This window comes from Ruegeria sp. YTSA168, assembly GCF_059610045.1.
In genome coordinates, this window is the sequence record NZ_JBXWMW010000013.1 from 91294 (window position 1) to 110204 (window position 18911).

Annotated in this window: 24 protein-coding genes and 1 tRNA gene; 14 read left to right on the forward strand and 11 right to left on the reverse strand. The window is 56.7% G+C overall.

Annotated elements, in window-relative coordinates; translation table 11 throughout:
* Positions 1 to 283: 283 nt before the first annotated feature.
* Positions 284 to 421, reverse strand: a complete 138-nt coding sequence (locus AC2FFE_RS18135; RefSeq protein WP_353006163.1) for an entericidin A/B family lipoprotein — start codon at positions 419 to 421, stop codon at positions 284 to 286.
* 254 nt (positions 422 to 675) lie between these two features.
* Here AC2FFE_RS18135 and AC2FFE_RS18140 point away from each other — a divergent pair, with 254 nt between their 5' ends.
* The 6 genes from AC2FFE_RS18140 (at position 676) to AC2FFE_RS18165 (ending at position 4439) form a co-directional block, all read left to right on the forward strand.
* A complete protein-coding gene (locus tag AC2FFE_RS18140) occupies positions 676 to 1308 on the forward strand; it encodes an ATP-dependent Clp protease proteolytic subunit (RefSeq protein WP_170530866.1) in 633 nt (210 codons plus the stop codon).
* A 134-nt stretch (positions 1309 to 1442) separates the two neighbouring features.
* On the forward strand, positions 1443 to 2708 hold the full coding sequence (clpX, locus tag AC2FFE_RS18145; protein ID WP_496847298.1) for an ATP-dependent Clp protease ATP-binding subunit ClpX: 1266 nt from the start codon (positions 1443 to 1445) through the stop codon (positions 2706 to 2708).
* A 66-nt stretch (positions 2709 to 2774) separates the two neighbouring features.
* The gene (locus AC2FFE_RS18150) at positions 2775 to 3152 is read left to right on the forward strand and encodes a RidA family protein (RefSeq protein WP_496847299.1); all 378 of its coding nucleotides are present in this window, start codon (positions 2775 to 2777) and stop codon (positions 3150 to 3152) included.
* 73 nt (positions 3153 to 3225) lie between these two features.
* Positions 3226 to 3609: an NADH:ubiquinone oxidoreductase subunit NDUFA12 gene (locus AC2FFE_RS18155; RefSeq protein WP_496817257.1), complete on the forward strand. Its 384-nt coding sequence runs from the start codon at positions 3226 to 3228 to the stop codon at positions 3607 to 3609.
* Positions 3610 to 3621: 12 nt separating this feature from the next.
* Positions 3622 to 4074, forward strand: a complete 453-nt coding sequence (gene mlaD / locus AC2FFE_RS18160; RefSeq protein ID WP_496847300.1) for an outer membrane lipid asymmetry maintenance protein MlaD — start codon at positions 3622 to 3624, stop codon at positions 4072 to 4074.
* Complete coding sequence (locus AC2FFE_RS18165; protein ID WP_496847301.1) at positions 4071 to 4439, forward strand: DUF2155 domain-containing protein; 369 nt, start codon at positions 4071 to 4073, stop codon at positions 4437 to 4439. Before mlaD ends, AC2FFE_RS18165 begins: the two co-directional genes overlap by 4 nt.
* Here AC2FFE_RS18165 and aat read toward each other — a convergent pair.
* From aat to AC2FFE_RS18185, 4 genes are all read right to left on the reverse strand, one after another.
* A complete protein-coding gene (gene aat / locus AC2FFE_RS18170) occupies positions 4394 to 5026 on the reverse strand; it encodes a leucyl/phenylalanyl-tRNA--protein transferase (protein WP_496847302.1) in 633 nt (210 codons plus the stop codon). The two genes, AC2FFE_RS18165 and aat, sit on opposite strands and share 46 nt — an antisense overlap.
* A 51-nt stretch (positions 5027 to 5077) precedes the next feature.
* Positions 5078 to 6427: an acetyl-CoA carboxylase biotin carboxylase subunit gene (gene accC, locus AC2FFE_RS18175; protein WP_496817261.1), complete on the reverse strand. Its 1350-nt coding sequence runs from the start codon at positions 6425 to 6427 to the stop codon at positions 5078 to 5080.
* Between the two features lie 9 nt (positions 6428 to 6436).
* Complete coding sequence (gene accB / locus AC2FFE_RS18180) at positions 6437 to 6934, reverse strand: acetyl-CoA carboxylase biotin carboxyl carrier protein (RefSeq protein WP_496817262.1); 498 nt, start codon at positions 6932 to 6934, stop codon at positions 6437 to 6439.
* A 142-nt stretch (positions 6935 to 7076) separates the two neighbouring features.
* A complete protein-coding gene (locus AC2FFE_RS18185) occupies positions 7077 to 7613 on the reverse strand; it encodes a LuxR C-terminal-related transcriptional regulator (protein ID WP_496817263.1) in 537 nt (178 codons plus the stop codon).
* Positions 7614 to 7811: 198 nt separating this feature from the next.
* Between AC2FFE_RS18185 and AC2FFE_RS18190 the strand changes: the two genes are divergently transcribed.
* From AC2FFE_RS18190 to AC2FFE_RS18210, 5 genes are all read left to right on the forward strand, one after another.
* Positions 7812 to 9101: a helix-turn-helix domain-containing protein gene (locus AC2FFE_RS18190; RefSeq protein ID WP_496847303.1), complete on the forward strand. Its 1290-nt coding sequence runs from the start codon at positions 7812 to 7814 to the stop codon at positions 9099 to 9101.
* 78 nt (positions 9102 to 9179) lie between these two features.
* A complete protein-coding gene (locus tag AC2FFE_RS18195; protein ID WP_496817265.1) occupies positions 9180 to 9560 on the forward strand; it encodes a response regulator transcription factor in 381 nt (126 codons plus the stop codon).
* Entirely contained in the window at positions 9557 to 9865 is a 309-nt protein-coding gene (locus AC2FFE_RS18200; protein ID WP_496817266.1) for a hypothetical protein, read from the forward strand. The genes AC2FFE_RS18195 and AC2FFE_RS18200 overlap by 4 nt, the downstream gene beginning before the upstream one ends.
* Positions 9865 to 12543 (forward strand): ATP-binding protein, encoded by a 2679-nt coding sequence (locus tag AC2FFE_RS18205; RefSeq protein ID WP_496817267.1) that lies wholly within the window; start codon positions 9865 to 9867, stop codon positions 12541 to 12543. Before AC2FFE_RS18200 ends, AC2FFE_RS18205 begins: the two co-directional genes overlap by 1 nt.
* A gap of 78 nt (positions 12544 to 12621) precedes the next feature.
* Positions 12622 to 13719, forward strand: a complete 1098-nt coding sequence (locus AC2FFE_RS18210; protein ID WP_496847304.1) for a FliM/FliN family flagellar motor C-terminal domain-containing protein — start codon at positions 12622 to 12624, stop codon at positions 13717 to 13719.
* A 20-nt stretch (positions 13720 to 13739) separates the two neighbouring features.
* On the opposite strand, the gene AC2FFE_RS18215 is transcribed toward AC2FFE_RS18210, so the two are convergent.
* From AC2FFE_RS18215 to AC2FFE_RS18230, 4 genes are read right to left on the reverse strand one after another with little or no spacing between them, the layout of a single operon-like run.
* Complete coding sequence (locus AC2FFE_RS18215; protein ID WP_496817269.1) at positions 13740 to 14171, reverse strand: protein tyrosine phosphatase family protein; 432 nt, start codon at positions 14169 to 14171, stop codon at positions 13740 to 13742.
* A gap of 9 nt (positions 14172 to 14180) precedes the next feature.
* Positions 14181 to 14612, reverse strand: coding sequence for a DUF6691 family protein (locus AC2FFE_RS18220; protein ID WP_496817270.1), 432 nt, complete (start codon positions 14610 to 14612; stop codon positions 14181 to 14183).
* Positions 14612 to 15040, reverse strand: coding sequence for a YeeE/YedE family protein (locus AC2FFE_RS18225; protein ID WP_496817271.1), 429 nt, complete (start codon positions 15038 to 15040; stop codon positions 14612 to 14614). Before AC2FFE_RS18225 ends, AC2FFE_RS18220 begins: the two co-directional genes overlap by 1 nt.
* A 33-nt stretch (positions 15041 to 15073) precedes the next feature.
* A complete protein-coding gene (locus AC2FFE_RS18230; protein WP_496817272.1) occupies positions 15074 to 15937 on the reverse strand; it encodes an MBL fold metallo-hydrolase in 864 nt (287 codons plus the stop codon).
* A gap of 244 nt (positions 15938 to 16181) precedes the next feature.
* On the opposite strand from AC2FFE_RS18230, the gene AC2FFE_RS18235 reads away from it, so the two are divergent.
* On the forward strand, positions 16182 to 16397 hold the full coding sequence (locus AC2FFE_RS18235; RefSeq protein ID WP_496817273.1) for a hypothetical protein: 216 nt from the start codon (positions 16182 to 16184) through the stop codon (positions 16395 to 16397).
* A gap of 10 nt (positions 16398 to 16407) precedes the next feature.
* On the opposite strand, the gene AC2FFE_RS18240 is transcribed toward AC2FFE_RS18235, so the two are convergent.
* The gene (locus tag AC2FFE_RS18240) at positions 16408 to 16626 is read right to left on the reverse strand and encodes a hypothetical protein (protein ID WP_170530829.1); all 219 of its coding nucleotides are present in this window, start codon (positions 16624 to 16626) and stop codon (positions 16408 to 16410) included.
* Positions 16627 to 16799: 173 nt separating this feature from the next.
* Here AC2FFE_RS18240 and AC2FFE_RS18245 point away from each other — a divergent pair, with 173 nt between their 5' ends.
* On the forward strand, positions 16800 to 17066 hold the full coding sequence (locus AC2FFE_RS18245; RefSeq protein ID WP_170426601.1) for a DUF2312 domain-containing protein: 267 nt from the start codon (positions 16800 to 16802) through the stop codon (positions 17064 to 17066).
* Positions 17067 to 17080: 14 nt separating this feature from the next.
* Here the strand turns inward: AC2FFE_RS18245 and AC2FFE_RS18250 are convergent, their stop codons facing one another.
* Positions 17081 to 17959: a hypothetical protein gene (locus AC2FFE_RS18250; RefSeq protein WP_496847305.1), complete on the reverse strand. Its 879-nt coding sequence runs from the start codon at positions 17957 to 17959 to the stop codon at positions 17081 to 17083.
* A gap of 174 nt (positions 17960 to 18133) precedes the next feature.
* Between AC2FFE_RS18250 and AC2FFE_RS18255 the strand changes: the two genes are divergently transcribed.
* Positions 18134 to 18209 (forward strand) — tRNA-Thr (locus AC2FFE_RS18255).
* Positions 18210 to 18911: the final 702 nt, after the last annotated feature.

Below are 18911 nucleotides of genomic sequence, written 5' to 3' on the forward strand. Positions count from 1 at the left end.
GGTGTGCTGACCCGGCAAGGCGTCAGGAGTGTCCGCAAGGATACATGCAAAGACCGCGTCTGCGCACCTGACGCCTTTTCCTATTCTGGTTCCATACAGGCATCATTCAAGACCCCTTCGAATGGAAACGGGGTTCCTTCGTGCGAACGAAAGAACCCCGTCTTTGCGTCAGATGATGCAATGCCGCGTCTATGCACCTGTAGCGCAAGACTAGTGGCTTTGGATCAGGAGATCAACAATATGTTGATGAATTTTGGGGCGGCTCCGCAATATACTGGGCCGGTCAGATGTTCTCTTGAACCTCAGTGGCCGCATTCTGGATTGCATCCCCGGCGTTTTCGATATCTTTTCCCGCGCCTTTGGCGGTTTCGCAGGCGGTCAGGGCAAACAGGCTCAGGCCAATCAGGATTGCTCGGATCATACTCGTCTCCTTGGTGGTCGATCATGATTTCGGTAGCACCTTTTCACAAGCGGGACCAGCATCAGCGACGCTGTTCGTGACAAAAGCGGCAAGCCCGGTTGAATATGGCCTGAGGTAGCAACAGCGATCAACAATCTCACAATCGGCCCGCGAAGTGAGGCGCACCCCTTGCAGCCCCCCAAAGGCAACACTAAGACTCGGGTAACACTTGTTGGGATACTCTCCCGATCCATAGCAAAGCAGGCAGGTTAAGAATGTTCGATCCCGTAGACACCTATATGAATACGCTTGTCCCCATGGTTGTCGAGCAGACCAGCCGCGGTGAGCGCGCCTATGACATTTTCTCGCGTCTGCTGAAAGAGCGGATCATTTTCATCAACGGTCCGATCCACGACGGGATGAGCCATCTTGTAGTGGCGCAGCTGCTGCATCTTGAGGCCGAAAACCCGAACAAAGAAATCTCGATTTACATCAATTCGCCCGGCGGCGTGGTCACCAGCGGTTTGTCGATTTACGACACAATGCAGTACATCAAGCCGAAATGTTCCACATTGGTGATCGGTCAGGCGGCCTCGATGGGGTCGGTTCTGCTGGCCGGTGGTGAGAAAGGAATGCGCTTTTCGCTGCCCAACAGCCGCATCATGGTGCACCAGCCCAGCGGCGGCTATCAGGGCCAGGCCAGCGACATCATGATCCACGCGGCCGAGACGCAGAAACTGAAAGATCGTCTGTATGATATCTATGTGCGCCATACAGGGCAGACAAAAAAGGCGGTTGAAAAAGCGCTGGATCGTGACAATTTTATGAGCCCGGAAGAGGCGAAAGATTGGGGCCATATCGACGAGATCGTCGAGAACCGCGCCAAGATGGACACGGAAGAAGCCTAAGAAACAAGCCTGGCGCCATCGGCGTCGGGCGCATTTTTGAGATTGTAGCCGCCACAGTGCTGGCCTAAGCTGCATGAACATGCGCAAGCGCGACCTCAGGATGGGGCGTGTGGACGAAGCCCGAAAGGTAGATCATGGCGACGAATTCAGGCGGTGACAGCAAGAACACGCTCTACTGTAGCTTTTGTGGAAAAAGCCAGCATGAGGTGCGCAAGCTGATCGCAGGCCCGACCGTTTTCATCTGCGATGAATGTGTCGAGCTGTGCATGGACATCATCCGAGAAGAGACTAAAGCCAGCGGGCTGAAATCTTCTGATGGGGTGCCAACGCCCAAGGACATTTGTGAGGTGCTGGACGACTACGTCATCGGTCAGGCCACGGCAAAGCGCGTCCTGTCGGTTGCGGTCCACAATCACTACAAGCGTCTGAACCATGCGCAGAAGGCTGGCGGTGATATTGAACTGGCCAAATCCAACATTCTGCTGATCGGCCCCACCGGCTGCGGTAAGACATTGCTTGCCCAAACGCTGGCGCGCATCCTGGATGTCCCGTTCACCATGGCGGATGCGACCACGCTGACCGAGGCGGGTTATGTGGGTGAAGATGTCGAGAACATCATCCTGAAACTGCTGCAGGCCAGCGAATACAATGTCGAACGCGCACAACGCGGCATCGTCTATATTGACGAGGTCGACAAGATTACACGAAAATCAGAAAACCCTTCGATCACGCGTGACGTCTCGGGCGAAGGCGTGCAGCAAGCACTGCTGAAACTGATGGAAGGCACCGTGGCCAGTGTGCCGCCTCAGGGTGGTCGTAAACATCCTCAGCAGGAGTTCCTGCAGGTGGATACAACGAATATCCTGTTCATCTGCGGCGGTGCGTTTGCAGGGCTGGACAAGATTATTGCGCAGCGCGGCAAAGGATCGGCCATGGGCTTTGGTGCCGACGTGCGCGACAATGATGATCGTGGTGTTGGTGAAATCTTCAAGGATCTCGAGCCTGAGGATCTGCTGAGATTTGGCCTGATCCCTGAATTTGTCGGCCGCCTGCCTGTTCTGGCAACGCTGGAAGATCTCGACGAAGACGCACTGGTCACAATTCTGACCAAGCCCAAGAATGCTCTGGTCAAGCAATACCAGCGACTGTTCGAACTGGAAGATGCTGAATTGGCTTTCACCGATGATGCGCTGAAAGCGATCGCCAAGAGGGCAATCGAACGTAAGACAGGTGCTAGAGGTTTGCGATCGATCCTCGAAGATATCCTGCTGGATACAATGTTTGAACTGCCCGGCCTCAAAAACGTAACCGAGGTTGTTGTAAATCTCGAAGCAGTTACGTCCGAGTCTCAGCCGCTTATTATCTATGCGGATGCTGCTGAATCAGCATCGGCGGGCTAAGACGTTTGATAGAACTGGACGAGCGGCACGGTAAAACCGTGTCGTTTTTCTATGCAGGAGGGGCAAATGATCAGAAGAATTCACTCTGGTGGAGAGTACGAAAAAAAGGTTGGATATTGTCGTGCGGTCATGGCGAACGGTTTCGTTTTCGTTGCAGGAACCTGTGCCCAAGGTGATGACATCCCTCAAGACATCGTTGGTCAGTGCAAATCATCTCTGGATACAATCGGCAAAGCGCTGGCTGAGGCCGGGGCGAGTTTCAAGGACATTGTACGTGTAAACTACTATCTGCCGGATATGTCGGAATTTGAACAATGCTGGCCTGTCTTGAAAGAGGCCTTTGGTCCCAATCCCCCGGCTGCAACCGTCATCGAGTGCAACCTGATTACACCCGAAGACCGTATCGAGATCGAGGTAACAGCCGCGTTGCCGGAAAAACGCTGATAAACTCGGTGGTACTGGACCTTGGCGCGCCTTTGGTTCATACCTTTCCCGAGTACTATGCCGGAGGCAGCCAATGGGCATTCTGAACACTCTTTTGCGGGCCGTAACCTGGTGGAATGGAGCAACCCTGAACACCCAGATTTATACCGCGCGAAAAGGTGTGAAAGTTGGTGAGGATAACGAAGGCAACGTCTTCTATCGCAACGCAGATGACAGCAAACGCTGGGTGATCTTCAATGGTGAGGCCGAAGCCAGCCGCGTTGATCCCGATTGGCATGGCTGGTTGCATCGCACATGGGATGAGCCACCAACCGATAAGCCGCTGCCTCATAAGTCCTGGGAAAAACCGCATCAGGAAAACCTGACAGGGACAGTTCTGGCCTATACCCCGGCAGGGTCGCTGCGCCGGCCCGACCCGGTGGAGCGCAAAGACTACGAGGCCTGGAGCCCCGAATAACAGAGGCGAGCAATGTCGACCCACAATTGGACCGAAGTCATCGTCGGTGGTGCCGTTCTGGCCGTTGCCATTTCATTTGGCGTTTATGCCAGCCAGTCAACGGGCCTGTCGCAAAGCAGCGCGGGTTATGAGCTGGGGGCCTCCTTCCGGTCGCTTGAAGGGGTTGGCGTGGGTACCGATGTGCGTTTGGCCGGGGTCAAGATCGGCACCGTAACCGACGTCGATCTGAACCCAGACACCTATCGTGCTGATACGACCTTTACGATTGCGGATGGGATCCTTGTTCCGGATGACAGCGCGATTGTGATCTCGTCCGAAGGTCTTCTGGGTGGAAATTTTGTTGAGGTCATGCCGGGCGGCTCACCGTTCTTTTTTGAGCCCGGTGATGAGATCGAAGATACCCAAGGCGCGGTCAGCCTGATTTCGCTACTTGTTAAATTCGTGGCCGGAGACAGCGGCGAATGAAGTATTTGGCGCTGATGGCGATGGCGTTTTGCGCAACGGCTGCATCTGCGCAGCAGAAGGTCGAATCCGGCCCCGGCGCCATGTTGCGGGGCCTGGACAAAGTAAACGGCCAGACCCTTGATATCGAAATGCAAAACGGCGACACCCAGCCCGTGTTTGGATTGGATGTAGCCTTGGGGGATTGCAGGTACCCGGCTGACAACCCCACAGGTGATGCGTTTGCCTATCTGACGATCTGGGAACAAGGCAAGGCAGATCAGCTGTTTGACGGTTGGATGATTGCGACATCACCAGCGTTGAACGCTTTGGATCATGCGCGCTATGACGTCTGGGTGATCCGCTGTATCACGCCATCCGCTGACTGAGGAACATCCGCAGAAAAATCGGCGCTAGCGTGGATCGCTTCCTCAAGCGCTTCACGATATGTACCGCGTGGAATTTCGATGGCGCCAAGCGACGCAAGGTGAGTTGTCAGGAACTGTGTATCAAACAGCTTGAAGCCCGTTTGTCTAAGCCGGTCGACCAGATAGGCCAGGGCGATTTTTGAAGCATCTGTGCGCCGCGAAAACATGCTTTCCCCAAAGAAAGCGGCCCCCAACACGACGCCATAGACACCGCCAACGAGTTGGTCGTTGTCCCAAACCTCAAGTGAATGGGCGTGACCTCTCATATGCAATTGATCGTAGAGGCGCCGCAACTCGGTGTTGATCCAGGTATCCGCACGGTCCGCGCAACCATCAACAACGCCGTTGAAATCCTGATTGATTGAAATGTCAAAGCCGGATCTACGCAGGCTCCGGGCCAGACTGCGCGAGATATGAAACCCGTCCAGAGGGAACACACCCCTGTATTTCGGATCGACCCAGAACAACTCAGGGTCATCCCGATGTTCAGCCATGGGAAAAATGCCGATGGAGTAACCATGCAGCAAAAGCTCCGCAGTCAGGCTCATGAGAAAAACCCGAAGGCCGGAGGAGTGGTTCCATCCGGCCTTCCAGACAGGTTAGTCTGCCATATTCTCCGCAAGCCAGTGCTCCAGCCAGTGGATGTTGTATTCGCCGCTATGCAGGTCGGGTTCCTGCAGTAGGGCGTGGAACAGCGGAACGGTGGTGTCGATGCCGTCAACGATCAACTCTCCCAAAGCGCGCTCCAAACGGGCCAGTGCCTCGGTCCGATCGCGCCCTTGTACGATCAGCTTTGCGATCAGCGAATCGTAGTAGGGTGGGATCGAATACCCGTCATAAAGCGCCGAATCCATCCGTACGCCCAGACCGCCGGGCGCATGATACGCCGTGATCTTACCGGGGCAGGGGGAGAAGTTGGGCAGCTTCTCAGCATTGATCCGAACCTCGATGGCGTGGCCTTCGATTTGCAGATCATCCTGAGTGAATGACATCGGCAGGCCCGAGGCGACGCGGATTTGTTCGCGCACAAGATCGACGCCGAAAATGCCTTCGGTTACCGGGTGTTCCACCTGCAGGCGGGTGTTCATTTCAATGAAATAGAACTCACCGTTTTCATACAAGAACTCGATGGTGCCGGCGCCGATATAGTTGATCTTCGCCACAGCGTCAGCGCAGATCTTACCGATCCTGGCCCGTTCTTCGGGGGTGATGCTGGGGCCGGGGGCCTCTTCAAACACTTTCTGATGGCGGCGCTGAAGCGAACAATCGCGTTCACCCAAATGCACGGCCTTGCCTTTGCCATCGCCGAAGACCTGAATCTCAATGTGGCGCGGCGTGGTCAGGTATTTTTCGATATAGACCTCATCGTTGCCAAAGGCAGCTTTACCCTCGGCACGTGCGGTCATGAAGGCGCTTTCCATCTCATCCGCTCTCATCGCGACTTTCATGCCGCGTCCGCCACCCCCGGCGGTTGCTTTGATGATCACGGGATAGCCGAATTCCTCACCAATGCGCTTGGCGTCTTCCAACGTGGGAACGCCACCGTCGGAACCGGGAACACACGGCACACCCAGCGCCTTCATTGTGTCCTTGGCAGTAATCTTGTCGCCCATCACGCGGATATGTTCGGCGGTGGGGCCGATGAAGGTGATGTCGTGGTCTTCGACGATCTGCACGAATTCGGCGTTCTCGGACAAAAAACCATAGCCGGGATGGATCGCCTGCGCGCCGGTGATCTCACAGGCCGAGATAATGGCGGGGACGGACAGATAACTTTGCGGGCTGGGCGGGGGACCGATGCAGACCGATTCGTCCGCCATGCGCACATGCATCGCGTCGCTATCGGCGGTGGAGTGGACGGCGACCGTCTTAATCCCCATCTCGCGAGCGGCGCGGATGACGCGCAGGGCGATCTCGCCTCGGTTGGCAATCAGGATCTTGTCGAACATGGGCCCGCCTTACTCGATGATGACCAGAGGGGTGCCGAATTCCACAGCATCGCCGTCGCCAACCAAAATGCGTTTGACGGTACCCGATTTGGGCGCGTGGATGTGGTTCATGGTCTTCATCGCCTCGACGATCAGCAGCGTGTCGCCTTCGGACACCGCTCCGCCGACGGAAATGAACGACGGCGCGCCAGGTTCGGCCTGCATGTAAACAGTGCCAACCATGGGCGAGGTGACCGCGCCAGGATGGCTGGCCGGGTCATCTTGTGGGGCTTCGGTCGCAGCGGCAGCAGGGGCTGGTGCGGCGGCGGGGGCTGCCGGGGCAGCGGCAGGAACAGCGACCTGAACCGGAGCAGCGGCAGCCTGCGTCATGCGGCTGACGCGCACATTCAGGCTGTCTTCTTCGCCATACTCGCGTTTCACCTGCAATTCAGTTAGGTCGTTGTCGCGCAGCAATTCGGCCAGTGCCTTGATGAATGCTACATCCGCTTCGTGTTTGGTATCTGTCATGAGTGTCCTCGACGGTTCCCCTAGTGGCCCATCTAAACCTGCGGGCTTTGGTCTGATTACGCAGCGTTATAAGCTAAGCGCCGGGCCATGAAAAGCGCAGTCTGAAGTCGTGATTCAAGGAATTTGTGCGGGCAAAGCGCAGTTAGAGCGGCATGCCCGAAAGTTTCGCCACGAGCTCCGATAATTTACGCGCGCCGAACTTTTCCAGCAGGCGTGCGCGGTAGGCTTCGATCGTGCGATAGCTGAGGCCGAGTTCGGCACCGATTTCCTTGGCCGAGAGGCCGCGGCAGGACAGGATCGCCACCTCGCGTTCCCGCACAGTCAGTTCGACCACGGGGCGTTCTTCCGAGATGTCTGAAAAGCTCCAGATCCCGTGACGGAACGGATCATCCGGTGTCAGCGACCTGCCGCGCGCGCGACACCAGAATAAATCGCCATTGCGTCGCCGCATCACCCGTTCATCGGTGTAATAGCCGGTATCCCGCATCACCTGTAAGCTACGCGCGCCGATCCTTTCCCAATCCGCGACGGAGGGGTAAAGGTGCAGCAGCGGCATGTTGCGATAGTCGCTCTCTCCCCCTCCGAAGGTCCGGGCAAATTGCAGATTGCAACGCCGGATGATCCGGTTTTCCAGTTCAACCAGCCCAATTGGGGCATATTCGAAGGCGGGGTCACTCATCGTTGTATCGTGCCGGGAATTGGTTGGAAATAGAAGAGGTCATGAGAATTTGCTGTGGATTTGAAGTGGATGATTTGCTGTTGCTTTTGTTAATCTTGTAAATCTCGCCTGAAAACTCTGCCTTAACTGCATTGATTAAATAAGATATCTTGAAAACACTTAATTGTGATTCAAAGCTTGGCGAGGGAGAAGCCATTGATGCGCGATACGCTTACCGGCAGCCGGATCCGTGAACGCCGTCAGATCTCGGGCCTCAGGCAATCCGAGCTTGCAAAGCGTGTTGGAATTTCGCCGTCATATCTGAATTTGATTGAACATAACCGCCGCAGGATCGGTGGAAAGCTTTTGGTCGATATTGCCGATGCCTTGGATGTGGAGCCCTCGCTGCTGACCCAGGGTATAGAGGCGACGCTGATTTCTGCACTGCGAGAGGCGGCGGCAGATGCAGTCGGACAACGGGCCGAGGTTGACGGGCTGGAGGAATTTGCCGGTCGCTTTCCCGGCTGGGCCGGGGTTCTGGCGCAAATGCATCAGCGCGTCGTGTCATTGGAACGCACGGTCGAGACGCTATCGGACCGGTTAACGCATGACCCGCATCTGGCCGCGTCGATGCACGAGGTTTTGTCGACCGCCGCTGCAATACGATCTACCGCATCGATTTTGGCGGACACACAGGATATCGAAGCCGAATGGCAGGACCGGTTTCACAAGAACCTGCATCAGGATGCTGAACGTCTGGCCGAAAGCTCTAAGGCGCTGGTGTCTTATCTGGATGAAAGCGACGCGACCAAGACCCCGCGCAGTGTTCCGCTGGAAGAGGTTGAGAGCTTCTTTGCCGCCCAAAACTACAGTTTCCCCGAACTCGAAGCGGGGGTAGGGGTTGAGAGCATTGCCCTAGACGGGCTGAACACCGCCACCGCCCGTTCTGTCGCCCTAGAGATTTTGCGATGGTGTGCACGGGATGCGGTGGCGATGCCGCTTGCCGAGCTAAAGCAAGTTCTGGCCAAGGGCGAACCTGACCCCATCACGTTGGCGCAGCGTTTCGCGGTCGACATCCCCACGGTTTTGCGGCGTCTGGCCTTTGTGCCAGAGCAGGATTTGATGCGCCCGGCAGGACTTGCCTTGTGCGATGCATCGGGCAGCCTGCTGTTTCTGAAACCGCTTCCCGGTTTCGTGATGCCGCGCCATGGCGAGGCTTGTCCGTTATGGCCATTGTTCACTGCCCTAAGTCGCCCTCTGGTGCCGGTTCGCAGACAAATCGCTCAGTTGGGGCGCAGTGCGGCTGAGTTCGAATGTCACGCCTATGCTTGGCCTCATGCGGTGCCAGGCTATGATCAGGACCCGGCTTATCGGTCGGTTATGCTGGTGCGACCGGTCGGGGAAGAAGGGGCATCGGCTTTGACCCAGGTCGGGGCCAATTGCCGGGTCTGCCCCAGCCGAGATTGCACATCGCGGCGCGAGCCTTCGATTCTGAGCGAAGGTTTTTGACAGGTCGATGACTGACCGCTTAATCTGGCGGTGGCAGCGGGCCTAGAGCGCGATCTGCCATGGGGAGGAATTGAAAATATGAGCCGTAAGGTTCTGTTGATCGAGGATGAGCCGAACATCGCTGAGGCCATCCGCTTTTTGCTGACACGCGAAGGCTGGCAGGTTGAAACGCATTCGGAAGGTTCTGATGCGGTTCAGGTGATTCAGGCTGCGGCCCCGGATCTTGTCATCCTTGATGTCATGCTTCCGGGAAAGAACGGCATGGATATTCTGCGTGACCTGCGCGAATTGGACGGGATGCAACGCCTGCCTGTCCTGATGCTGACGGCACGCGGACAATCCCGTGATCGGGAAATGGCCGAAAATGCAGGGGTCAGCCGGTTCATGACAAAACCGTTTTCAAATGCCGAGGTCTTGACTGCGGTGCGCGATCTACACGCGCAGGCCTCACGGGCATGAACTCTGATAGTGACATAGACCGGATACCAAAGGGCAAACGGTCCTCACTATTCCTTGGGCGGCAAAGCTACCGCCGCCGCAGGCTGGCTGATGCGGCCCGGCTGTTGCCGTTTCTGGGTGCGGCGCTTTTGGCACTGCCGCTGCTGTGGCCTGATCAGAACGGGGGCGACAACGCTGTGCCGCTTTCATCGGCTATGCTGTACATCTTTGTGTGCTGGGGCGTGCTGATCGCGACTGGCCTGATCTTTGGCCTGACGGCCAGAGGGTTGGGGGTTCGCGACGATATAGGTGCGGACACTGAGTGATGGCGACGCCGAATATTCTGATATTGGTCAGCCTGGGCTATGTGGTTCTGCTGTTTGGTGTGGCTTTCGCCGCTGAAAGAATGGCCGAGGCGGGGCGTGGGAAATGGCTGCGGTCGCCCCTAATCTACACGCTTTCCTTGTCGATCTATTGTACCGCCTGGACCTTTTATGGCGCGGTTGGCAATGCCGCGCGATCCGGGCTGGAATACGTCACGATCTATCTGGGGCCAACGCTGGTTATGGTCAGCTGGTGGTGGGGGCTACGTAAGCTGGTCCGGGTTGCACGCAGCCAAAGGGTGACCTCGATCGCCGACCTGTTGTCGTCTCGCTACGGAAAGTCCAACACGCTTGCCGTGTGCGTCACTATTTTGGCGGTTCTTGCCGGTACGCCGTATATAGCCCTGCAACTTCAGTCGATCACCCTGTCATTTTCGATTTTTGTCGAGGCTGCTCCATCTGGCCTTTACCCAAGCGGATCAAACGTGTTTTGGGTTGCCGCCGGGCTGGCTGTCTTCGCTATTCTGTTCGGCACGCGAAATCTGGATGTGAACGAGCGTCATCATGGCGTGGTCACAGCGATTGCGGTGGAATCGGTGGTGAAATTGTTCGCCCTGATCGCCGTTGGCGTGTTCGTCGTGTGGGGGATTGCTGGCGGGATTGGTCCGATGATGGATCAGATTGATGCCTCGGAGATCGGCCAATGGAACATCGACGCAGGTCGTTGGACCGTGTTCATCTTTCTATCCGCCGCCGCCTTTGTCTGTCTGCCGCGCATGTTTCAAGTTATGGTTGTTGAAAACGACGATGAGGGCCATCTGAGCACCGCGGCCTGGGCTTTCCCGTTGTACCTGCTGCTGATGAGCCTGTTTGTTGTTCCTATCGCGGTGGTTGGTTTAGACCTTTTGCCACCTGGCTCGAACCCTGATCTTTTCGTGCTGACGGTGCCGCTGTCACAGGGCAATGACTGGCTTGCCATGCTGTCCTTTATCGGTGGTTTTTCGTCGGCAACCTCGATGGTGATCATCACCGCGATGGCACTTTCGACGATGGTGTCGAACCAGATTGTCATGCCGATCTGGCTGAATACGCATGAACGCGTGGGCTCGGCCCCCGGTGATGTGCGGACCATCGTTTTGATGGCACGCCGAGTGTCGATCGCGGTCATCATGATGCTTGGGTATTTCTATTACAGCCTGATTGGTGACGGCGCGGCGCTGGCTTCCATCGGGTTGATCGCCTTTGCGGGGGTCTCGCAGATGCTGCCCGCTCTGGTGGGCGGATTGTTCTGGCGCGGCGCCACGCGCATCGGTGCCTTGGCCGGGCTGACGGTGGGTTTTGCACTTTGGTGCTATACGCTGCTCTTGCCGGGAATGGGCGGGCTTTGGATGCCTCAATCGGTTATCGAGCAGGGCCCTTTCGGGATAGGTTGGCTGCGCCCTCAGGCCCTGTTCGGAATCGAGGGGATGGACCCGATGGTCCACACAGTGATGTGGTCGATATCTTTGAACACAATCGTCTTCTGCGTCGCGTCGCTTCTTAGCTTCCCGAGCCCATTGGAGCGTTTGCAGGGGGCCCAGTTTGTGAATGTCTTTGACCATTCCGTTGCGCCGCGCGGCTGGTCGGGGTCGGTGGCGCAAAGCGAAGATTTGATGATCATGACCCAGCGCATTCTAGGCACCGGCCCCGCACAGGCGTTCTTTCAGGCCGAAGCCGAGCATCAAGGCGGACGGTCACATCTGCCCGAGCCTACGCCGGGCTTCCTGAACCGGCTTGAACGCGAGCTTAGCGGTTCGGTAGGTGCGGCCACGGCCCATGCCATGATTGGCCAGATCGTGGGAGGTGCCTCAATTTCGGTCGAGGATTTGTTGGCTGTGGCGGACGAATCCGCTCAGTTGCTGGAATACTCCAGCCAGCTGGAGGTCAAGTCGGCTGAACTAAGCCGGACCGCGCGGCAGCTGCGCGAAGCCAATACCAAGCTGACCCTTATGTCGGAACAAAAAGACAGCTTCTTAAGCCAGGTCAGCCATGAGCTGCGCACCCCGATGACCTCGATCCGGGCGTTTTCCGAAATCCTGCGCGATACCACGGGGCTCAGCGCTGAGGAACAGACCCGCTTTGCCGCAACCATTCACGATGAAGCCTTGCGTCTGACGCGGTTGCTGGACGATCTGTTGGACTTGAGCGTGCTGGAAAATGGTCAGGTCAGCCTGAACATGAGCGATGGTAGCCTGCGTTCAATACTGGATCGTGCGGTCTCAACCGCGTTGGCCGGAGCATCGAAACCTCTGACAATCCGCCGAACACGCGCTGCGGAGCGTATTCCGCTACATACCGACCTGGACCGTTTCGGACAGGTCGTCATCAACCTGATTTCCAACGCTCAGAAATACTGCGATGCGGATGAGCCCGTTTTGACGATTTCGGCCCATGATATCGGGGGTCGCGTGGTGATTGATTTCGTTGACAATGGCAGTGGCATCCCGGTTGATGCCCAGTCGATGGTGTTTGAAAAATTTGCGCGGATCGGGATCGATAAGGCCGGCGGCGCGGGGCTGGGGCTGGCGATCTGCCGTGAGATCATGCAGCGGCTTGGGGGCGAGATCAGTTATCTGCCGGGGCAGGGCGGGGCTGCGTTCCGTGTCAGCCTTCCTTTGGCCTATCAACAAGCGGCCCAATGACGTGCGGGTAAAGAACTTCGTAACACTCACCGGGTTACATCAAGGGTCAGAGGCTCGAACAATTGGTGAGTTTTGGTCATGTCAGAGGCAGGGAACACCGCGCTGTTGCGAAAGCTTTCAGCGGGGCGCGAGAATTTGAAGAACCGGCCGCGCTCAGTGCTGCGCGCACTGCGCCTGGGATTCGCGCGGGCAGCGGCGGATCGGTTGAACCTGCCCCTTGCTGTGATTGGTGCGAAGCAATCGCTGCAGCCTGCCAATGATCTGGTCGATGTGGTTGGGAATGACTGGCTGCTGCTGTTCCTGAAAGGGCCAGATGGAATTGCAGCCGCCTGCCTGGATCCAAATGCGGTGTCGGCGATTTTGCAAACCCAGACTATTGGTCAGGTCACCGAAACTGCGCCAGAGGCGCGCGCGTTCACAAATACGGATGCTGCTATGACGGCGCCGCTGCTGGAAGCTGCGCTGGCCAAGGCGGCTGAGCTGGCCGAAAATGCATCAGATGATGTTGGGCTGATCGGCTATGAATACATGTCCCGTGCGCAGGATTTGCGATCCGTTTGCCTGACATTGGTTGAAGATCTGTATTGTGGGTTCGAACTGACGGTCGATCTGGCAGGTGGCGTTCGGCAGGGTCATGTCTGTATTTTGTTGCCTCAACAGTCATCCCCGGAAGAGGATTGCCTGATCCCCGAAACGGATGAGGGCCCCAGCCTGGAGCAATCCTCTGGCGTTGTCCGGGCCGAATTGAATGCCGTTTTGTGCCGCATGAACGTGCCACTGTCTGACCTTTCAGGGCTAAGCGCCGGGGATATTCTGCCGCTGCAACATGCGCGCATTGACCGGACGGAAATTCTGGCCATTGATCGGTCGCGGACTGCGGTTGGCCGGCTTGGCCAATGTGGCGGACTGCGCGCGGTGCGGATTAACGAACAGGCCCCTTTGGCTGCTCTGTCAGATGTTGAGACGCAGGAGTTTATTGAAAGCCGGGCAGCCTCGGCCAGCCAAAACGCACCTGATATGCCTCTGGGCGCCCAAGCCGTCGATGTTACGGATTATGATGCTGATCCGGACACCCTAGAGGCACAAGACGGTGATCTGAGTTTTGAAAACTCTGAACAAATGGTGGCTGAGATATCGCAACTAGCGGGGCTGGACGGCCCCGAAGACGCGAGTTAGTCGCCCGAGATCCCGAAACATTAGTCGACAGCCTTGCGCATGTGATCCAATGCCGGGCGCAGGTTTTCCAACTGGTACCCTGCATGTGTTGTGGCACTTAGAATGTCATCGGTGCTCATCCGGTCGCATTGACCAAGGGCCCAGACGACCGAACACCGTGTGCCAGATGCACAATATGCCAAAACCGGTCCGCCACAAGCTTCGGCCATATCCCTCTGACGTGCCACGTTTTCGGGCGTCATGGTCTGGTGGGTCAGTTCCAGAACCTCATACTCCAACCCGGCTGCGCGCACTGCCTCGCCGATGGTGTCGGATTGCATGTCTGAGGGAACCTCGTCATTGGGACGGTTGCAAATCACCTTGACGAACCCGGCTTGGGCGATGGCGGGCACATCCTCAACCGAGATCTGCGGTGAGACGGCGTAGCGGGGGGTAATTGGGCGAATCTCCATGCCAAATCCTTAGGTTGGGTTTGCAGCCCTGTCTAGCTGTGCGCCAAGGCCAGGTGCGATGAACATTCCAGTGATCATCGCCAACACAAACAGCAGCCCGCCAAGGCCCCCGAAACTTAGCGAAGCCATCGCAGGCCCGGGGCAGAGCCCAACAAGCCCCCAGCCCATGCCAAACAGCGCAGAGCCGATGATTAGGCGACGGTCCAGTTCGGGGCGTGGAGGTGCTGGAAATTGGCCGCCAACGATAGGTTGCCGTCCGTTGGTCATCCGCCAGGCGATCAGCATAGGCAGGATGGCCCCACCCATGACAAAGGCAAGCGTCGGGTCCCAGGCGCCGAACAGGTCCAACCAACCTTGAACCTTGGTCGTGTCAGTCATGCCCGAAACCAGCAGGCCGGTGCCAAACAAGGCCCCTGCGAATAAAGCGATCAGGATGCGCATCAGATGACCCCCAGAATGTGCCGCAGGGCCAAAACGGTCAGCGCACCGGATGCGATGTAAATCAGTGTTGCCACGATACCCCGCAGCGAGAATCGAGAGATGCCGCACACCCCGTGGCCAGAGGTACAGCCATTTGCGATGCGGGTTCCGACACCCACCAGCAGCCCTGCGACCACGACCAGCAGCAGATTTTCGGTCAGATGCGTTTCGGATTGTGGTGCGATCAATGGGCGCATCAGTAGGGGCATTCCGATTAAGCCGGCAATAAATGCCAGACGCTCGGCGCTTTCGTTGCGCGCGCTGCCATCGACCAGCCCGCCCAATATCCCGCTGGCGCCCATGACGCGGCCATTGCCCAGCAGATACACCGCACCGCCTAGGCCAATCAGCAGCCCGCCCAAAAGGCCCATCACCCAAGATGCATCCATATCTGTTTCGTCCTTACTGTTGATGTCGAAGGGTCAGAGCTTGTTGATCGGCAACTTCAGCATCACATCGCCCTGCTCATCCGCCGGGGGCATCTGACCCGCGCGCATATTGACCTGCAAAGACGGCAGGATCAGGCGCGGCATCGCCAGCGTTGCATCCCGTGCATCGCGCATTTCCACGAACTCTTCGATGCTGCGCCCCTGTCCGATATGAATGTTGAGCGCTTTTTGTTCGCCGACTGTCGTCTCCCAGGCGTACTGATCCCGGCCTGGGGCCTTGTAGTCATGCCCTACGTAGATCCGTGTTTCGTCGGGCAAGGCGAGGATTTTTTGGATAGATTCATAAAGCGTGGAGGACGATCCACCAGGAAAGTCGCATCGCGCGGTGCCAAAATCCGGCATGAACAACGTGTCTCCTACGAAAGCCGCGTCGCCGATGACATAGGTCAGACAGGCTGGGGTATGACCGGGCGTATGCAACACATCCCCGCGCATCTGACCGATATGAAAGCTGTCGCCTTGCTTGAACAGGGCATCGAACTGGCTGCCATCGCGTTGGAATTCAGTGCCTTCGTTGAACACTTTGCCAAAGGTGTCCTGCACCGTCACGATCTGATCGCCGATCCCGATTTTACCACCCAGCTTTTCCTGAATATAAGGCGCGGCCGACAGATGATCGGCGTGGACATGGCTTTCGAGGATCCACTCGACCTTCAGATTGTTTGACTTGACATAGTCAACGATCGCGTCGGCGGCCTGCGTCCCGGTGCGGCCCGACGCATGATCAAAATCCAGAACGCTGTCGACAATGGCGCAGGCCCGACCTTCGGGTTCGTGCACGACATAGGAAACTGTGAAGGTTTGATCATCAAAAAAAGCTTGCACTTTGGGGGTCATATCATCCTCCGTCCCGGTTCAATTTACATATATTGACTATGGAATGTGTTTCAACAGCCGATTTGGCAATTGATGTCTGTCAAGGCAGCCATACCAATATTGGATTAAACTTTAGTCGAACTGGGAAAGATTGCCGAAGCCGCCGAATTACCCGGCAAGATTCCGCACAACCTGAGGTTAGATTGTTCTGGTCTTAATCCCGTTACCTATATCGGAGATACTAGCACCATCTGGGAGGAGCGAAATGAAACAGAACACCCTGTATTCCGAATTTTCAGAGATTGAACAAAAGCTCGAGAATGCCTGTCTCGATACGCGCTTGGCCCTGCAGCCGAGTGTCAGCAAGATCGTTGACCGCATGCGCCGTCAGGGCATGCATGTTCCATCTCGGTTGCGCCGTCTGGATTCGGCCTTGTGCGAAGATGCAATGGAAGCGCAGTTTGACAATATGCCTGTCTAAATCCGCGAGGTCATCCAAAGGAAATACCGAGGATGACCAGCATCAGGCCAATCACCGACAGGAAAAGTGATCCGAGATTCCACGGTAGAACGCCCTGCACAACCGCGCGCAGTTCATCATCTGACAGTCCGGCCTTGCGCGCTTTCATCACGCGAAGAATACACCAGACCAGCCCGGCAAGCCCGGCAACGGACAGGGCAGCCCCGCCCCAGGTGATGAATTCAAACATGGTTCCCCGCAAAGCTGCCTGATCCACACCCGCGCTTAAAGGATCGGGACAATTCGCACAAGCGTGCTTTGGGCTCGGTTCAGGATTGGGTGCTTGCGACCGGCGCGGCTGCACTGTATCCGGCGTCTTGCCAATGTCGCAGCATCAGATTCTAGCCTAGGGGAGAGACGCCTATGGAAGACATGACCGAAGATCAGGCAGCCGCCAATTACCGTGTGACCGCAGGTGAGCTGCGCCAGTTCATCGAACGATTTGAACGGCTGGATGCTGAAAAGAAGGACCTGGCTGAGCAGCAAAAAGAGGTCATGGCCGAGGCCAAGGCTCGGGGTTACGACACCAAGGTCATGCGGAAGGTTATTGCCCTGCGCAAGCGCGACAAGGACGACATCGCCGAAGAAGAAGCAGTGCTGGAAATGTACAAAGAAGCATTGGGAATGTAGAGCGTCTGACTGGTTCAGACCTCTAGTATTCGAACATTTGGCATCGTTCGGATTTTTGCCATGTCTTGTGCATACAGCTCGGAAAACGCACTGACTATTTCAGTGCTCCAGCCGGGCAGGTCCAATTCCTCCTCAACCCGGTCGGGTTGAGCATGGGCCTCAAGTAGCCCTGCCAGTTCGTCGCGCGATGCAAGCCGCGCTCCGGATTGCTCCTGCTGGATCAGCGGCAAAAGCTTATGCTTACCCTGTTCGGTCAGTAAAGAAGCGAGCAGGGTATGTTCTCCAGGGATCGCAATGCTGTCGGGCAAACCGGCCATGGCGCGCAGGATATCTCCCCATATCAGTGGCGAATCCTCGTTCTCCCAAAGGGTGATTTTGACATCTGGAACCAGATCGCCCAGGTCTTCGATCATGGTGACCCAGCTGAGGCAGCTCAGGTCTGTCGTATCCAGTATTGATCTGGTGCGCGCCGGGTCCAGTGCCGTCAGAACCCTTGGGATAAAGAGGCCGGGGTTCATCAAACCGGCAAATATCTCGATCTGCGCGCCGTTCAGCAGGTCCTGCGTATACGCGGCCCGCTTCCCTGCGAATGGATAGATTTGCCCATGTTGCAAGGCCGCGCGCATCGGCCCAAAGAACTTTTCGCTTGAGACAACGATGCGTTGAATATCCGCAGCATCAGGCAGCACGCCCTTCATCTGTTCGCGCGCTTCGGCAACGGGCAATCCGCTCGCCAAGGCGTCAGACATGACTTTGACGAATTGCCTGCACCGGCGCGGCCCTAAGGGCAGGGTCCCTGCCTTGTACAAAGCGCCTTTGTGTGCCGCGAGCGTTGCCAACAATTGGCCCGCATCCGTAAAGGGGACTCCGGCGTGAATGACTACCTGCATCATGCTCCCTGCGCCCGACTGTCTTGCCGAGCCATTTTGGCTTTGGTTCATTGTTATCAAGACTGGGCATTTCGTTGCGAGTGATTTCACACTTTCTCAGGAAATTCGACAATCCCTCACTCGATGATAAATTTCTGGCTTGAAGTCTTTGACCGGAGACATTAATCGACGGTCAACGCCCCTATAGCTCAGCTGGTAGAGCAACTGATTTGTAATCAGTAGGTCCGCGGTTCGAGTCCGTGTGGGGGCACCATAAATCCGAAAATTACTCAATAAAAACAAAGCGCTGTGCATTGTTCTTTTGAGTTAATCCACCCTTTTACCCACCTTTTGTAGATCGTTTAAAGGGGGCGGTAGCAGCGAGATTCTTTTTTGGCGAATCGAATAGCTTGAAAGGGCGTGTTAGCTCAACTGAAACCCGTTTCCCTTGCGACATTGGAGACGGCAAACTCGGCTCTGCACAGACACAGGCTAGCAACTGCGTATTCCCAGGGAATTGCCGCATGAATCCCAAAAAAGCTGCCGCCCAATCCCGTTAATAACGTGCACCAGCCCGATGGTCCCCTATCACCGTGCCACCGGCTATTTGGCAGGAAGGCCACAGTGCTGCCGTTCGCTGCGAGTGCGGTACAAGTCCCATCTAACGGCAACAATGCGCAGAGAGGCAGACCAATCGGATGGGTCACATCCCCTTTTAGATCACGCCGCCATCTGTCCCAAAACCCTGACGACGGACAGAGAGTGGCACCAAAGTAGGCTCACCGCTGAAGGATTCTTTGACGCCCTGTGTGGCGTTTTGATGAGTTATTTGCAATTGGCGGAGCGTGGCTATTCAGCAGATTGAGCTAGCGAACTTGGCCATTTTCGCTAGTGGCGGACTAGGGTCAGGATGCATTGATTTCCAACGCGCAGCATGATTCACGGCTCGGAAAACGGAGCGGTGATATGAGCGACC

What these genes read in the sequence shown, in the direction of transcription:
- AC2FFE_RS18135 (WP_353006163.1), bottom strand. Translation starts at nt 421, where the DNA reads ATGATCCGAGCAATCCTGATTGGCCTGAGCCTGTTTGCCCTGACCGCC.
- AC2FFE_RS18140 (WP_170530866.1), top strand. Translation starts at nt 676, where the DNA reads ATGTTCGATCCCGTAGACACCTATATGAATACGCTTGTCCCCATGGTT.
- AC2FFE_RS18225 (WP_496817271.1), bottom strand. Translation starts at nt 15,040, where the DNA reads ATGGATGCATCTTGGGTGATGGGCCTTTTGGGCGGGCTGCTGATTGGC.
- AC2FFE_RS18190 (WP_496847303.1), top strand. Translation starts at nt 7,812, where the DNA reads ATGCGCGATACGCTTACCGGCAGCCGGATCCGTGAACGCCGTCAGATC.
- AC2FFE_RS18245 (WP_170426601.1), top strand. Translation starts at nt 16,800, where the DNA reads ATGGAAGACATGACCGAAGATCAGGCAGCCGCCAATTACCGTGTGACC.
- mlaD (WP_496847300.1), top strand. Translation starts at nt 3,622, where the DNA reads ATGTCGACCCACAATTGGACCGAAGTCATCGTCGGTGGTGCCGTTCTG.
- AC2FFE_RS18240 (WP_170530829.1), bottom strand. Translation starts at nt 16,626, where the DNA reads ATGTTTGAATTCATCACCTGGGGCGGGGCTGCCCTGTCCGTTGCCGGG.
- accC (WP_496817261.1), bottom strand. Translation starts at nt 6,427, where the DNA reads ATGTTCGACAAGATCCTGATTGCCAACCGAGGCGAGATCGCCCTGCGC.
- AC2FFE_RS18195 (WP_496817265.1), top strand. Translation starts at nt 9,180, where the DNA reads ATGAGCCGTAAGGTTCTGTTGATCGAGGATGAGCCGAACATCGCTGAG.
- AC2FFE_RS18205 (WP_496817267.1), top strand. Translation starts at nt 9,865, where the DNA reads ATGGCGACGCCGAATATTCTGATATTGGTCAGCCTGGGCTATGTGGTT.
- AC2FFE_RS18150 (WP_496847299.1), top strand. Translation starts at nt 2,775, where the DNA reads ATGATCAGAAGAATTCACTCTGGTGGAGAGTACGAAAAAAAGGTTGGA.
- AC2FFE_RS18210 (WP_496847304.1), top strand. Translation starts at nt 12,622, where the DNA reads ATGTCAGAGGCAGGGAACACCGCGCTGTTGCGAAAGCTTTCAGCGGGG.
- AC2FFE_RS18220 (WP_496817270.1), bottom strand. Translation starts at nt 14,612, where the DNA reads ATGCGCATCCTGATCGCTTTATTCGCAGGGGCCTTGTTTGGCACCGGC.
- accB (WP_496817262.1), bottom strand. Translation starts at nt 6,934, where the DNA reads ATGACAGATACCAAACACGAAGCGGATGTAGCATTCATCAAGGCACTG.
- AC2FFE_RS18185 (WP_496817263.1), bottom strand. Translation starts at nt 7,613, where the DNA reads ATGAGTGACCCCGCCTTCGAATATGCCCCAATTGGGCTGGTTGAACTG.
- AC2FFE_RS18250 (WP_496847305.1), bottom strand. Translation starts at nt 17,959, where the DNA reads ATGATGCAGGTAGTCATTCACGCCGGAGTCCCCTTTACGGATGCGGGC.
- AC2FFE_RS18165 (WP_496847301.1), top strand. Translation starts at nt 4,071, where the DNA reads ATGAAGTATTTGGCGCTGATGGCGATGGCGTTTTGCGCAACGGCTGCA.
- AC2FFE_RS18215 (WP_496817269.1), bottom strand. Translation starts at nt 14,171, where the DNA reads ATGGAGATTCGCCCAATTACCCCCCGCTACGCCGTCTCACCGCAGATC.
- aat (WP_496847302.1), bottom strand. Translation starts at nt 5,026, where the DNA reads ATGAGCCTGACTGCGGAGCTTTTGCTGCATGGTTACTCCATCGGCATT.
- AC2FFE_RS18155 (WP_496817257.1), top strand. Translation starts at nt 3,226, where the DNA reads ATGGGCATTCTGAACACTCTTTTGCGGGCCGTAACCTGGTGGAATGGA.
- AC2FFE_RS18235 (WP_496817273.1), top strand. Translation starts at nt 16,182, where the DNA reads ATGAAACAGAACACCCTGTATTCCGAATTTTCAGAGATTGAACAAAAG.
- AC2FFE_RS18230 (WP_496817272.1), bottom strand. Translation starts at nt 15,937, where the DNA reads ATGACCCCCAAAGTGCAAGCTTTTTTTGATGATCAAACCTTCACAGTT.
- AC2FFE_RS18200 (WP_496817266.1), top strand. Translation starts at nt 9,557, where the DNA reads ATGAACTCTGATAGTGACATAGACCGGATACCAAAGGGCAAACGGTCC.
- clpX (WP_496847298.1), top strand. Translation starts at nt 1,443, where the DNA reads ATGGCGACGAATTCAGGCGGTGACAGCAAGAACACGCTCTACTGTAGC.